General features: G+C 58.1%; 7 protein-coding genes. 6 read left to right on the top strand and 1 reads right to left on the bottom strand.

Translation table 11 applies throughout. From position 1 onward, the window contains the following. Nucleotide 1: 1 nt before the first annotated feature. Together mtaB and NYE74_RS14115 are read left to right on the top strand one after the other, a co-directional pair. The gene (gene mtaB, locus NYE74_RS14110; protein WP_036621275.1) at nt 2-1,345 is read left to right on the top strand and encodes a tRNA (N(6)-L-threonylcarbamoyladenosine(37)-C(2))-methylthiotransferase MtaB; all 1,344 of its coding nucleotides are present in this window, start codon (nt 2-4) and stop codon (nt 1,343-1,345) included. Between the two features lie 608 nt (nt 1,346-1,953). Beyond that, nucleotides 1,954-2,385, top strand: coding sequence for an NUDIX hydrolase (locus tag NYE74_RS14115; protein WP_036621276.1), 432 nt, complete (start codon nt 1,954-1,956; stop codon nt 2,383-2,385). 41 nt (nt 2,386-2,426) lie between these two features. Here the strand turns inward: NYE74_RS14115 and NYE74_RS14120 are convergent, their stop codons facing one another. After that, the gene (locus NYE74_RS14120) at nt 2,427-3,440 is read right to left on the bottom strand and encodes a Na/Pi cotransporter family protein (protein ID WP_051985363.1); all 1,014 of its coding nucleotides are present in this window, start codon (nt 3,438-3,440) and stop codon (nt 2,427-2,429) included. Nucleotides 3,441-3,591: 151 nt separating this feature from the next. Here NYE74_RS14120 and NYE74_RS14125 point away from each other — a divergent pair, with 151 nt between their 5' ends. From NYE74_RS14125 to addA, 4 genes are all read left to right on the top strand, one after another. After that, nucleotides 3,592-4,962: a class I SAM-dependent rRNA methyltransferase gene (locus NYE74_RS14125; protein ID WP_124332470.1), complete on the top strand. Its 1,371-nt coding sequence runs from the start codon at nt 3,592-3,594 to the stop codon at nt 4,960-4,962. Nucleotides 4,963-5,372: 410 nt separating this feature from the next. Next, entirely contained in the window at nt 5,373-6,770 is a 1,398-nt protein-coding gene (locus NYE74_RS14130; protein WP_155621591.1) for a transposase, read from the top strand. A gap of 265 nt (nt 6,771-7,035) precedes the next feature. Next, a complete protein-coding gene (gene addB, locus NYE74_RS14135) occupies nt 7,036-10,638 on the top strand; it encodes a helicase-exonuclease AddAB subunit AddB (protein WP_124333043.1) in 3,603 nt (1,200 codons plus the stop codon). Then, a complete protein-coding gene (gene addA / locus NYE74_RS14140) occupies nt 10,635-14,627 on the top strand; it encodes a helicase-exonuclease AddAB subunit AddA (RefSeq protein WP_036621281.1) in 3,993 nt (1,330 codons plus the stop codon). The genes addB and addA overlap by 4 nt, the downstream gene beginning before the upstream one ends. The last annotated feature ends 17 nt before the right edge of the window (nt 14,628-14,644 follow it).

The following is a 14,644-nucleotide window of genomic DNA, read 5'->3' on the forward strand; positions in this document are numbered from 1 at the left end:
GATGCCATCTGTCGCATTTTACACTTTGGGCTGTAAAGTCAACTTTTACGATACGGAGGCCATTTGGCAGCTGTTTAAAAACGAGGGCTACGAACAGGTCGATTTCGAACAACAGGCCGCCGACGTTTATTTGATTAATACGTGTACCGTGACGAACACGGGGGATAAAAAGAGCCGGCAGATCATCCGGCGCGCCGTGCGCCGCAATCCTGACGCCATCGTGGCTGTGACGGGCTGTTACGCCCAAACGTCCCCGGCGGAAATTTTGGACATTCCCGGCGTCGATCTCGTTATCGGCACGCAGGACCGGGACAAAATCATCCCTTACGTGAAGCAAATCCAGGAGCAGCGCAAGCCGATCAACGCCGTGCGCAACATTATGAAAACCCGCGAATTCGAAGAGCTGGACGTTCCGAATTTTGCCGACCATACCCGCGCTTTCCTGAAGATCCAGGAGGGCTGCAACAATTTCTGCACCTTCTGCATCATCCCTTGGTCGCGCGGTCTGTCGCGCAGCCGCGATCCGCAAAGCGTGCTTCAGCAGGCGCGCCAGCTGGTCGCCGCGGGCTACAAAGAAATCGTACTGACCGGCATCCATACGGGCGGATATGGCGACGATCTCGAAAACTACCGCCTGTCGGACCTGCTGTGGGATTTGGATAAAGTGGAAGGTCTGGGGCGGATTCGCATCAGCTCGATCGAAGCGAGCCAAATCGACGAACGCATGCTGGAAGTTTTGAAGGGATCTTCCAAAATGTGCCGTCATTTCCATATTCCGCTGCAAGCCGGCAGCAACGAAGTGCTTAAACGCATGAGAAGAAAGTATACAATTGAGGAATACGAGCATAAAATCAGAATGATCCGTGAATTTATGCCTGAGGTTGCTATCACGACGGACGTCATCGTTGGCTTCCCAGGCGAAACCGATGAGTTGTTCCGCGAAGGTTTTGAAGCGATCAAACGGATCGGTTTTTCGGAAATCCATGTGTTCCCGTATTCCAAACGGACCGGGACGCCGGCCGCGCGGATGGAGGACCAGGTGGATGAAGAGATCAAACATGCCCGCGTGCATGAGTTGATCGATTTGTCGGAACAGATGCAGCTTGCCTATGCCGAGAAATTCGTCGGCCAGGTGCTGGACGTCATTCCGGAAAGAGACGAGAAAGGAACGGCCGGAGACGGTTTCGCGACCGGCTTCAGCGACAACTATTTGCAGATCCGTTTCCCGGGCGCCCCGGACTTGACCGGCAAAATGTGCCGCGTCAAGCTCACCAAGGCCGACGTCAATACGAACGAAGGCCAGTTGGTTCGCGTCCTGGACGAATCCGCGCAAGCCTTGGCTTAAATAGGTTCTTGCCCGCCCGGGCGTTAAGCAAGGATTTCAACCCTCCAGGGTTGAAATCCTTGTTGTCGCATTAGGGCAAAAGCAAGGTAGCGAGCAACGCTTTTCAATGGTAACCTAGGACGACAACAACTATTCTAACGGTTGCCACAACCGCTATTTGTCCCAAAAACGTTGATTTCAAATTCTAACGGTTGCCATGGCGCTTATTTTACTTAAACCCGGCTAATTATGCTTAGATTAAGACAAATAACGACGCTCACAACCGTTAGAATTTAGAAAAGGCCCTTTTTCGTAAAATAGCAGATGCTACAACCGTTAGATTTCCGGCGGACGATAGTTTCGATTCGAAAGCCTGCGCAATTACGGGAAATCTGGAAAGTATCCCGAACTTGTCTTGTGCAAGAGTTTATGCAACGCTAATGGTTCCAAGCACAAAGTAAAGCGAATCCCGCAGGGAGAGCGAGCAGGAGCGTCTCAGCCAATCGCACGTTAGTCCAATTTGCGGGTATCCAAAGGGCAGCAGGCCCCCTGAGGCCCTCCCTTACGGTAAGGGAGGGTTTGGGGATGAGATCCCGGGTTGAGGCCCATAAGAAGGAGGTACAGCCAGAATGGCATTCAAAGAAATCTCTGCAGGAGGGGTTGTCTATCGCAAGGATGGCGGCCGGATGCAAATTCAGTTAATTACCGATCGGTACGGCAAAATATCGTTCGCCAAAGGAAAAAGAGAGCCCGGCGAGACCGTCGAGCAAACGGCGCTTCGCGAAATTTTGGAGGAGACGGGCATCGTCGGCCGGATTATAAAGCTGATTGATATCATTGCTTATACTTATATGCATCCCAAGTATGGTAATGTGGATAAGGAAGTCCACTATTATCTGGTGGAATGCGAAGGCGGCAAGCTGCGCCCGCAGTTGGAGGAAATCCGCAGCGTGGCCTGGCACGATCCGCATGAAGCGTGGAAGCTTCAGCAGAAATCGGGATACGATAATAACGATTTTATTTTGGAAAAAGCGCTTAGAATGCTTGGTTTGCGGCCTTAGCTTCAAGCCAAAGAGGTCCGGGTCCGGCGCCGCCCCTTGTTTTAAACCGGCTTTGCGGGCGGCAGGGCCGGTGCGGCGTCCGAACCGGAATGATCCAGCCGGGACCAAACCGGCAAATAGCAAAACGGCAGCGCAAGCAAGGAGCTAACCACGTTAAAAATCGTTTGCGTATGCGCGATTTGCGCGGAAAGATCCGAGGACAGCCAGTTTACGGCAGCTTCAAGCCACGGTGTCAGCGGAAGAAACAGCGCGGCGCCCAGCACATTGAGTATAACATGCGACCAGGCGACGAATTGCCCGGGACGCGTTCCCCCGATGGCGGCGATCAGCGCGGTGACACAGGTCCCGACATTGGAGCCGATGACCATGGCGATCCCGAACTCAACCGGAAGAGCGCCGCTTCCGACCAGCCCCATCGTCATGGCGACGACCGCCGCGCTGCTGTGAATGATCGCCGTCAGCACCGCCCCGGCGACAGCTCCCCATAGGAGGCTGCCGGTGGCGTGCGCCAGCAGCCAGTCGATGGCGCCGCGCGCTTCCAGCGCCGGGCCGATCGACTGCATCATGCGGATCGCGATCATCACCAAGCTGAACCCGGCTGCGGTCAAGGCGCCGAACTGCAAGGGAAGAAGCAAAGGGAACTTCCGTTTTACATAGGCGGGCAGCATTTCATCCCCGAGGACGGTCCCGGCCCACACCAGCAAAGAAACGAGCAGCATCGGTACGCCAAGCTTGGCGATATTTAAAGCGATCAACTCCGTGGTGATGCAGGTCCCGATATTGCCGCCAAGGATAATGCCAAGCGTCCGGGCATAAGAGAGCAGACCGGCATTCACGAGACCGATCGTCATGACGGTAATCGCCGTACTGCTCTGCAAAATGGCGGTGATAAATGTGCTGGACAGCATTCCCGTCCAGGGCGTACGCGTCGTCGTGTGCAGAAACCGCATCAGCTTTGGGCCGGCCCAGGCGTGCAGAGCCGCTTCCATGACTTTCATGCCGAACAGGAACAGGGCCAGTCCAAATGTGACCGGAAAAATAATCTCTTGAAACATGCTGCCAAGGCCCCCTTTTTAAGTGAGAGTTCAAAAAGTCAGGTTTTCGGCACCGAGAAGGGAGCTAACTTTTTGAACAACCTCATTAAGTGTACAAGTTACATATATGACATGGGGACAACAGAACAGAACAACTTTAGGAGTGAAACAAGTGGCCAAAGTCATTTTAGAGCGAAGCCGCAAAAAACGGCTGGAAAAAGGGCATCCGTGGATTTACCGCAATGAAATTGCATCCGTCGAGGGCGATCCGGCTCCGGGAAGCCTGGTGGACATCGTCGATCATCGGCTCAGATATTTGGCGACAGGATATTACAATCCGGCTTCGCAAATTACGGTCCGGGCGGTTTCATATCAGCCGCTGGCCGAAATGGACAAGGACTTCTTCGTCAAACGGATTACGGACTGCCTGCGTCATCGCGAGCGGTTCGTGAACGAACAATCGTACCGGCTTGTCTACGGCGAAGCCGATTTTTTGCCGGGCCTGATCGTGGACAAGTTCGGCGATGTCCTTGTCGTTCAGCTGCTGACCTTGGGGGTGGACCGCTGCCGGGAAAATATCGTAGCGGCGCTGGCGGAAGTGCTCCGGCCGGTCGGCATATATGAGCGGAGCGACGTGGCCGTACGCGAGATGGAGGGCCTCATGCAGGTAAAGGGGCCGGTTTACGGCAATCCGCCGCGCCGTGTGATCGTAACGGAAAACGGGCTGAAGATCGAGGTCGATATCGAGCAGGGGCAAAAGACGGGATATTTTTTCGACCAGCGCGAAAACCGGGCTTCGATCAAGCCTTTGATGACGGGCTGGGGCGGACGCAGCGGGATTGCGCTGCAGGAGCTCCCGGCGGAGGATGGCGGCGTCCGGCTTGCTCCCGTCAACCGCAACGGTAAAGAGGTGACCTTTCCTTACTGGGATGGAGCGTCGGTGCTGGAATGCTTTTCGCATACGGGCAGCTTCACGCTGCATGCCTGCAAATACGGCGCCAAAAAAGTGACCTGCCTCGATATTTCCGAGCACGCGATCGAAAGCGCGAAGCGGAACGTGGAGCTCAACGGGTTTGAAGACCGCGTGGAATTTGTCGTCGCCGACGCGTTTGACTATCTCCGCAGCCAAGTAAAGGGAGTGGAGGAGCGCGCCCGCAGGGCTGCGCCGGGCGGCATGGTGGATACCTCCGTGCCGCTTCCTGCCGGAGGCGGCCGGACCTGGGACGTGGTCATTCTCGATCCGCCGGCGTTCGCCAAAACAAAAAGCGCGGTTAAAGGCGCATGCCGCGGCTACAAGGACATCAATCTGCACGGGATGAAGCTGGTTAACGAAGGCGGGTATTTGGTGACCGCCAGCTGCTCCTACCATATGCGTCCCGACCTGTTTCTGGAGACGATTCTGGAAGCGGCGGAGGATGCGGGAAAAGTGCTGCGGCTGATCGAATGGCGGGCGGCCGGAAAAGACCATCCGCAAATCCTCGGCGTGGATGAGGGGCACTATTTAAAATTTGCGATCTTTGAGGTGCGCAGCAAAACGTTTTGATTCGGCATCGTGAAACCGGAAGTTTACACGCCATTTCTCCAAACTTGGGGGAATGGCGTTTTGCTTAAATATTACAGAATTTATAAATCAACTTTCGTAGAACCAAAATCGGCTTAACCGTTGATGCTGTACAGACGGAGTACGAGTAAAATTTTAACCTATTGATTTCGCATGGCGGGATGGCGGGCAAAACGAGTGCTTGACTGGCCTCACTCTGACCATGAATTGCAAATCAGAGTCAATTTCATAATTCAAAACGCTTGATATAACTGGATTTTTTGGGCATAGAAAAAGGAGTACCTCCCCAAATCTCGAAGTAATAGTGACCAAACCAAACTCGAGAAAGAGAAACGGAGGTAATCCCTATCTATTCAATTCGCCAAACGGAGTTGTTTTCCTTCGAGGAATTAATGGAAATGCGCCCCGAAGATAAGTACAGCCAAATCTTCGAGCATTTGGATCTTGCCCCAGTCATGCAGGCACTCAGCAAACCAAAACGTCGCGGGCGTAAGGAAGAATTAAATTATCCAGCCATGGTATATTCGCTGCTCATCGCAAAGATGGAGGGTATAGAATTCGTCTCTTCCATCATAAAACGTCTGGAAAGCAGCGAGGAGTTTCGCATCCAATGCCGGTTCACCGGCTCGGACCGTATACCAAGCGAATCGACCTACTCTCGGCTGAATCTGGCGCTGCAGCAAAAGGGTCTGCTCGAACAGGTGCTGGACCGTTTGGTGAGAGCCGCTCATGCCGAGGGTTTCTTAACGGGAGCTCATATCGCCGTCGATTCCTCGGCGGTTGAAGCGTGGGACTGCCAATATGGAGAATCTGCTGCCAAACGCCGAGCCGCAAGGAAACAGAAGCAAAAGAAGGAATCTTCGGTGCAACAGCTCGAAATGGAGCCCGTTCTCCCCGTGTCTGAGACCGAACCCACGAAGCCGACAAAGCCGGTTTACGGGCGTGGAAATTGCTCGGCCGAAGAAAAGGAGCGCCGCCGTAAAGAACGGGAAGCATACGAGGCGAGCCTGCCCCCTTTCGAAAAGAAAATAGAAAACATGTTGCCCTTCACCTACGACGAGCTGTTTGAAGCGATGCCCAGGTCTGCTTCGCGTTGCACCAAGAAAAATTCGAAAGGCAAGCTCACCACCTGGTATGGCTATAAAGCCAACATCGTAGTGGATACCGATAGTCAGTATGTGCTCAGCGGGGTACTGAGCTCGGCTCATTTGAACGACCAACGCATGGCTGTACTGTTGCTCAAAGGTCTTCCACTTAAGTTTCCCATGCTGAAGGTGAAATATGGGTTGGGGGACAAAGGCTACGACAGCACGCCCATTTACGAGTTGATTCGTTCGCTCCAAGCTTACCCGATCATTGATATCATCCACCATACGGCTCCGCCGGAAGGGATGAATCTTGATTATGGTCCGGTTTGCAAAGAAGGCCACGCCTATCGGTACGACAGCTTTGATCCCAAGTATGAGACACTTCGGTATACCCGTCCAAGCGAGTGCAAGGAATGTCCGTTTGCGGAATCCGGCTGCCAAAAGGTGTTTAAAATTCGGATCGAAACGGACGTGCGTAAGCACACCTATCCGGCAAGAGGCAGCAAAGGGTTTAAAGAACTGTACAAAAAGCGAACGGCTGTCGAGCGTGTCTTTGCCTATCTCAAGGGTTACTATGGATTGAAACGAACACGTCACCGCGGTGTCCGAGCCAACGTCGACTTCCAACTCAGTATACTTGCGTACAACCTAACCAAGTTTGCACTCGATAAGTTGAATAAACGCCTGCCTCAAGCAGCATAACCGTATTTTTTTAAACAAGCAGCATTTTATTTTCGGTAATTATAGCTCTATATTCGAATCGAATTATGAAATTGACTCTGTTTTACACTTAATCAAACGCTTTGGCAGCATTTCCGAATAGTAACTGTACATTTTGCAACTATTTCATTCAATAATGGAAAATCCGTTACAATCATTAGTTCAACTTAGCAGGTGCGAAGGTTTGAGCGCATCTATGCTATACTGTTGGTTGAACGAATCGTCCGTGGTAGTAGGAGGGGATCCCATGTCTTTACAGTTCATCATCGGCCGTTCCGGAAGCGGCAAAAGCAGCCTGATTCTTGAGCGGGTTCTCGCCCGGCTGCGGGAAAATCCCGCGGGTCCGCCGCTGATTATTCTCGCTCCGGAGCAGGGAACGTTCCAGATCGAGCAGAGCATCGTAACCGCGCCGGGTCTCAAGGGAACCGTACGCACCCAGGTGCTCGGTTTCCGCCGTTTGGCGCTGCGCGTTATGCAGGAGACGGGCGGGGCGGCGCTGGTGCCGATCAACGACGAGGGCAAAAAAATGCTGCTGTACAAAATCCTGCGCCGGCGCCGCGGCGAGCTGAAGCTGTTCGGCCGCGGCGGAGACCAGCTTGGACTGATCGACCGGATTGCCGCGCTTTATACGGAAATGAAAAAATTCAATGTGGATTTTTCCCATTTGCCGGAACACCATCAATTTTTGCAATCCGCCGCCGGAGAATCCCGGCTGCTGGTGGATAAAATGCATGACCTCGGCTTGTTGTTCGCCGAATTCGACGCCGAGCTGGCCAAGCTCTATATCGATAACGAAGATCATGTGGTCAAGCTGGCGGAAGGGGCGGCGGAATCGGCGTATTTGCGCGGGTCGGAAATCTGGATCGACGGATTTCATACGTTTACCCCTCAGGAATACACGGCGATCGGCGCCCTGCTTAAGGCCGCGTCGAACGTCACCGTGGCGCTGACGCTTGACCGGCCTTACGACGACGGCGTGGTGCCGCATGAATTAAACCTGTTTTATGGGCCGGCGGTCGCCTACACCAAGCTGCTCCGCATAGCCGAAGAAGCCGGCGTTAAAACCGGGCGGACGGAGATTGTGGACCGGCGGCCAATCCCGCGATTCCGCGAAAGCGAAACGCTGTCTTATCTGGAATCGGCATATGAGCGCCGCAGTCCGTGGCCCGGCACCACAGCGCCAAAGGATCTCGGGCGGGCGCTGGCCCTTCGCCGGGCTGGCAACCGCCGCGCCGAAGTGGAGGGAGCGGCCCGCGAGATGGTGCGGCTGGCGCGCGAGGAAGACGTCAGGTGGCGGGAGATGGCTCTTTTGGTACGGAATTTGGATGATTACGATCATCTGATCGCCCCGATTATGGAGGAGTACGGCATCCCTTATTTTATGGACCGGAAAAAGAGCATGCTTCACCATCCCTTGATCGAATTTATCCGCGCGGCGCTGGATGTCGTGATCGGTTACTGGAAATATGAAGACGTGTTCCGCTGCGTCAAAAGCGGTTTTTTGCTGCCGCCGGGCGGCAACTTGACGCGCGCGCACATGGACATGCTGGAAAATTACGTGCTCGCCAGCGGAATCCAGGGCTACCGGTGGTATGACGGGCGGCCTTGGAAAGCCGCGCCAAGTCTGTCGCTGGAACAAGGCGAAGATAAGGGGCGGACGTCGGCCCAAGGGGAAGCGGGGCTTCAGATGCTGGAGCAATGCCGGGCGGCCGTAGCGAAGCCGCTTGCGGCGTTTGAGAAGCGGATTAAAAAAGCGAAGACGGCGGCGGAGATGTGCACGGCCGTCTACCAGCTGCTTGAGGACACGGAAGCGGCTCGGCATTTGGATCTGCTGGCGCACATGATGCTGCAAGAAGGCCAGCCCCAGCGGGCCATGGAGCATCGGCAGCTTTGGGGGGCGGTACTGGATCTGCTGGATCAGATCGTTGAAATGATGGGCGGCGAAGTGCTGGAGCTGGAGCTGTTCGCCGGGGTTTTGGAAACCGGGCTTAAGGATCTCAAGCTGTCGCTGGTGCCTCCGTCCCTGGATCAGGTGCTGGTCGGCAGCACGGACCGGACGCGTTCGGGGGCGGTTAAGCATTTATTTCTGATCGGCGTTAATGAAGGGATTATGCCGGCGGCATTGCAGGAAGAAGGCGTGCTCAGCGACCAGGAGCGCCTCAGGCTGGCGGAAATCGGTCTTGAACTCGCGCCCGGGGTGGCCCGTAAGCTGCTTGATGAGCGGTTTTTGATCTATGGCGCTTTGACTTTGCCCAGCAGGTCGCTGTGGATCAGTTATGCGGCGGCGGACGAAGATGGAGGGGCGTTGCTGCCCTCCGAAGTAATCCGCCATGTACGGCGGATTTTCCCGGATTTGCGGGAACAGTTTATTGGCCAGGCGCCGCCAGCCGTTGCCGAACCCGGGAGCGGGGCCGGCCAGGATGAAGCACAGCTGCAGTACGTGTCGCGGCCCGGGCCGGCGTTGTCCGCGCTGATCGGGCAGCTGCGCCTGTGGAAAGCGGGGGAAGCCGTATCGCCGGTGTGGTGGAGCGTACTAGAGTGGTACAGAGGCAAGCCGGAGTGGGAAGAAAGAACCGCCCTTTTGCTCGGCTCGCTCGATTACCGCAACCGGGTGCGTGGACTGACTCCGGCGACCAGCCGCAAGTTGTACGGCAAACGGCTGCGGACAAGCGTGTCGCGGATGGAGAAATTTTCGGCCTGTCCTTTCGCGCATTTCGCTTCCCACGGGCTAAAGCTGAAGGAACGCCAGCTGTACCGCCTGAAAGCGCCGGATATCGGCCAGCTGTTCCACGCCGCGCTGAGCGCGATGGCTGTCACGTTCAAGGCGCAGAACCGGAGCTGGGGCTCCCTGACGCCGGAGGAGTGCCTGCGCGAAGCGGATGCGGCCGTGGATCAGCTGGCGCCGAAGCTGCAGGGCGAGATTTTGCTCAGCTCGAAGCGTTATGGCTACATATCCCGCAAGCTGAAAACGATCGTGGGCCGGGCGTCGCTGATCCTGGGCGAGCAGGCGCGGCGGGGCAGCTTCGAGCCGGTGGGGCTGGAGCTCGATTTCGGCCCGGGCCGGCCGCTGCCTCCGCTGACGTTTGAGCTGCCGAACGGCTGCGTCATGGAAATCGTCGGCCGCATCGACCGGGTCGATATGGCCGAGGGGGATGGAGGCCTGCTGCTGCGGGTCATCGACTACAAATCGAGCCAAACCGACCTAAGGCTGCACGAGGTGTATTACGGTTTGTCGCTGCAAATGCTGACGTACCTTGACGTGCTGTTGTCGTCGGCGGAGGCGTGGCTGGGGCGTCCGGCCATCCCGGCGGGCACCTTATACTTCCATGTGCATAATCCCCTGCTGCAGAGCAGCAACGGCATGAGCCCGGAACAGGCCCATCAGGAACTGCTCAAGCGCTTCAAGATGAAGGGCTTGCTGCTGGCGGATCGCGACGTCATCGCGAAAATGGACGGACAATTGGAAAAGGGGTACTCCGATATTTTGCCGGTGGCGGTAAAGGCGGACGGCGGATTTTACAGCAGCGCCTCGGTGGCTGCGCCGGAGCAGTGGCAAACGCTGCTGCGCTCGGTGCGGCAAACGATCACCGAGATCGGCACGCGCATCACCGACGGGGACGTGCGGATCGCCCCGTACCGGATCGGGATGGAAACGGCGTGCACGCATTGCGTGTACAAGCCGGTTTGCCGGTTTGAGGAGTCGTTGGAGGGCAGCTCTTATCAAATGTTGAGCAAACCCGGGAAGCAGGAGATATGGACGCTTCTGGAACAGGGGCGGCGGATGGAGACAGGACGCGAAGGCGGGCAAAAAAGCGCCCACGAAAGCGGAAAGGAGGCTGCGTCATCATGATGAAGGTCCCGGCCAAACCGGAAGGAAGCATCTGGAGCGACGACCAATGGCGGGCGATCACCCTGACCGGCGGCGACATGCTGGTCGCGGCGGCGGCGGGCTCGGGCAAAACGGCGGTGCTTGTGGAGCGGATTATCCGCAAGCTGACGGACCCGGAGCGGCCGCTTAGCGTCGACCGGCTGCTGGTCGCCACGTTCACCAAGGCGGCCGCCGCAGAAATGCGGCAGCGGATCACGGAGGCGCTGGAAAAAGAGCTGGCCAAAGATCCGGCGAACGCCGAAATCGGCAGACAGCTGGCCATGCTGGGCCGCGCTTCGATCACAACGCTGCACTCCTTCTGCATGGAGGTAATCCAGCGCTATTATACGCTGATTCCGCTCGATCCGGGCTTTCGGATCGCGTCGGAAAGCGAAACCGCCCTACTGCGGCAGGAGGTGCTGGAGCAGCTGTTTGAGGAAAAATACGGCACCGCCGAACCGGGCAGCCCTTTCCTCACGCTCGTCGATCTGTTTGGCGGAGAGCGGAGCGACGACGCGGTGTTCGCCCTGGCGCTGCGGCTGTACGAATTCTCCCGCAGCCATCCTTGGCCGGAGGGCTGGCTGCGCCAGGCTTCAGCCGCATTCTCGGCCCCCGATGCTGCGGCCCTTGAAAATACCCCATGGGTCGCCAGCATCCTGGCGGATACGGCGCTTACGCTGGGAGGCGCCAAAGGGCTCCTGTCCCAGGCCAAAGCGCTGGCGCTGGCGCCCGGCGGACCCGAGCCGTACGCGGCGACGCTGGAGGAGGAGCTGGCCCTTGTGGAACGTCTGCAGGAGGCTGTGGCCGCCGGAAAATGGGCTTCGCTTTATGAGGTTTTTCAGACGGTCCAATTCGGCAAGCTGAAGCCCTGCAAAAAGGATCAAACCGATCCGGACCTGCAGGAGCGGGTCAAGGCGCTGCGCGAGGAAGCGAAAAAAACGATCGCGGATCTGCGCACCCAGCTGTACGGCCGTCCGGCCGAGGAGTTCCTGCGGGAGCTGCGCGAAATGGCGCCGCTGCTGGGCGCGTTATCCGACCTGGTCAGCGAATTCGGCGAACGTTACCGAAGGGAAAAGGTGGCCAAGGGGTGGCTTGATTTTTCCGACCTTGAGCATTATTGCCTGCAAATTTTGCGCCATCCGGACTCCGCGCCGGACGAAATGCGCCCCTCCGAGGCCGCGCTCGAATACAGGCAGCAGTTCGATGAGGTGCTGCTGGACGAATACCAGGACACCAATACCGTGCAGGAAGCGATCGTCCGGCTCATTTCGCGGGAGACGCCCGGCAACCGGTTTATGGTCGGCGACGTCAAGCAGAGCATTTACCGCTTCCGTCTGGCGGAACCGGGGTTGTTCCTGGAGAAATACCGGAGCTACGGCGACGATTTTGCCGGAGCGGGCCTGCGCATCGATTTGGCCCGCAACTTCCGCAGCCGGCGGGAAGTGGTGGACGCGGTCAACCTGCTGTTCCGGCAAATCATGAACGAAAGCGTGGCCGAGATCGCCTACGATTCGCGCGCCGAGCTGGTGTACGGGGACGGCTTCCCGGACGGCGAGGGGGACGATTACCGTCCCGAGCTGCTGCTGATCGACCGGGACAACGGGGCGCCAGGCGAGGCCGCCGATGCCGGGGAATCGGGCGGCGGCGCCGAAGCTTCGGCGGCGGACGGCGCGGTCGACGGCGCCGAGGACGAAGCCGCCGTGCAGGAAACGGTCCGCCTTGAGGCGCGCGCGATCGCGGCGCGCATCCGCGGCATGCTGGATGGCGGCGGCGCGCCGCTGCGCATTTACGATAAGCAGCTGAAGGCCATGCGGCCGGTCCGCTACGGCGATATGGCGATTTTGCTGCGTTCGACATTATCCTGGGCGCCGGCGATGATCGAAGAGCTGCGCCTGGAAGGCATCCCGGCATACGGGGAGCTGAGCCAGGGTTATTTTCAGGCCTCGGAAGTGGAAACGATGCTTTCCTTGCTGCAGGTGGTGGACAATCCGCTGCAGGATATCCCGCTTGCGGCCGTGCTGCGTTCGCCTTTGTTCGGATTGTCGGAGGAGGAGCTGGCGGAGATCCGGCTGGCTGCTCCGGGCGGAAGGTTTTACGAAGCCGTTCTGGCCCGCGCCGGTACAGGGGAACCCGGGGCGGAAGCCGCGGACGACGGGGACGGGGGCGCGTCTCCGGATCAAGCGGACAAGGAGGAATTGACGAATAAGCTGAACGGCTTCTTGCGGCGGTTAAACGACTGGCGGAACATTGCCAGGGAAGGAGATCTCAGCAGCCTTATCCGCGTGATTTACCGCGAGACCGGATACTTGGACTGGGCCTACGGGCTGCCGGGAGGAGCGCAGCGGCAGAGCAATTTGCTGGCCCTGCTGGACCGGGCCCGGCAGTACGAGACATCCGCGCAGGCTCCGGGTTTGTTCCGCTTTTTGCGTTATGTCGAAAGGCTGCGCGAAAACGGCGGCGATCTCGGCGCGGCGGCGGCCTCCGGGGAGCAGGGCGACGCGGTGCGCATCATGACGATTCACAAAAGCAAAGGGCTGGAGTTTCCGGTCGTGTTTGTGGCCGGATTGTCCAAAATGTTCAACCGCCAGGATTTGAATGCGCCGTTTCTGATGCACAAGGAGATGGGCTTCGGTCCGAAATTCGTGGACGCGGAAACCCGCGTCAGCTACCCGACTTTGCCGAATCTGGCCATCCGCCGGCGCGCGCAAATGGAGCTGCTGGCGGAGGAGATGCGCGTGCTGTACGTCGCTTTGACCCGTCCGAAGGACAAGCTGGTGCTCGTCTCCGCGGTAAAAAATTTACGCAAAACCGTTGAAGTATGGGGGGCGGCGCTGGAAGCGGCGGACGAACAATTGCCGGACTATTTGCTGGCCCGGGGCCGCTGTTATCTCGACTGGATCGGGCCGGCGATCGTCCGCCACCGGAGCGCTGCGGAGCTGCGGCGGTTTGCCGGGTTGCCCGAGCAGGCGTCCGCTGCATTGCCGGACGACGCTTCCGATTGGCACGTCGCGTTCGTCTCTTCGCGGGAGGTGGCCCAAACCGGCAGCGCCGAGGCGGCGGCAGCGATGGCGGCGGGGCCGGAAGGGACCTTGCCGGATACGGCGGCGCTGAAGGCGCTGCTGTCCGGCGGACCGGCGGCGGTACAGCCCGCCTCTCCCGCCGACGCCAAGCTGCGCCGGGAAGTCGCTGCCCGGCTGGATTGGACGTACTCTTACGCCGCGGCCAGCCGGATTTCCGCCAAAACGTCGGTGACGGAAATGAAATCCCTGTTGACGCGGCCGGAGGAAACCGCGCGCGACTTCTTCGCCGAGGCGGCGCTGCGGCAAGAGCGGGAGACGCCGGAGAACGAGGTGGAGTTCCGGCTTCATTTGCGCCGCCCGCGTTTCATGGAACAGCGCAAGGCCACGCCGGCCGAGCGGGGGACGGCCTATCACATGCTGATGCAGCATTTGCCGTTTGCGGACGGCCCCGGAGAAGCGCTCGTCCGGTCCACATTGGAACGGCTCGTGGAGCGGAAGATTATGACGGCCGAACTGGCGGCGGAAATCGATCCGGCCAAAATCGCAGGGCTGCTCCACAGCCCGCTTGGCGAGCTGCTCAAGCGGGCCGATTGGGTGAAACGCGAGATGCCCTTCAGCTATGGCTTGCCCGCTGCCCGGGCGTCTTCTAAGCTTGGAGGGCTGGAAGCCGCAGGGACGGAGGCCGATACGCCGGCGGAGCTGCAGTTGGAGGGAGAAACCGTGCTGATTCAGGGGATCGTCGATTGCCTGTTTTTGGTAGACGGCAAGGTGATTTTGCTGGATTATAAAAGCGACCGGGTCCTCGATCACCGCGGCGGCGTCGAAGCATTGGCGGCATCGTACCGCTTTCAGCTGGAGCTGTACGCTGAGGCGGTGGAAGAGATTACGGGCCGGCCGGTGGATGAGAAGTGGCTGTTTTTCTTCGACAGCGGCGTTGCCGTCAAACTGTAACATAAAGCGGGCGAAAA

It is taken from the genome of Paenibacillus sp. FSL P4-0127 (assembly GCF_038007325.1).
In the GTDB taxonomy this organism is placed as follows: domain Bacteria; phylum Bacillota; class Bacilli; order Paenibacillales; family Paenibacillaceae; genus Fontibacillus; species Fontibacillus macerans.

What these genes read in the sequence shown, in the direction of transcription:
- mtaB (WP_036621275.1), top strand. Translation starts at nt 2, where the DNA reads ATGCCATCTGTCGCATTTTACACTTTGGGCTGTAAAGTCAACTTTTAC.
- NYE74_RS14115 (WP_036621276.1), top strand. Translation starts at nt 1,954, where the DNA reads ATGGCATTCAAAGAAATCTCTGCAGGAGGGGTTGTCTATCGCAAGGAT.
- NYE74_RS14120 (WP_051985363.1), bottom strand. Translation starts at nt 3,440, where the DNA reads ATGTTTCAAGAGATTATTTTTCCGGTCACATTTGGACTGGCCCTGTTC.
- NYE74_RS14130 (WP_155621591.1), top strand. Translation starts at nt 5,373, where the DNA reads ATGGAAATGCGCCCCGAAGATAAGTACAGCCAAATCTTCGAGCATTTG.
- addB (WP_124333043.1), top strand. Translation starts at nt 7,036, where the DNA reads ATGTCTTTACAGTTCATCATCGGCCGTTCCGGAAGCGGCAAAAGCAGC.
- addA (WP_036621281.1), top strand. Translation starts at nt 10,635, where the DNA reads ATGATGAAGGTCCCGGCCAAACCGGAAGGAAGCATCTGGAGCGACGAC.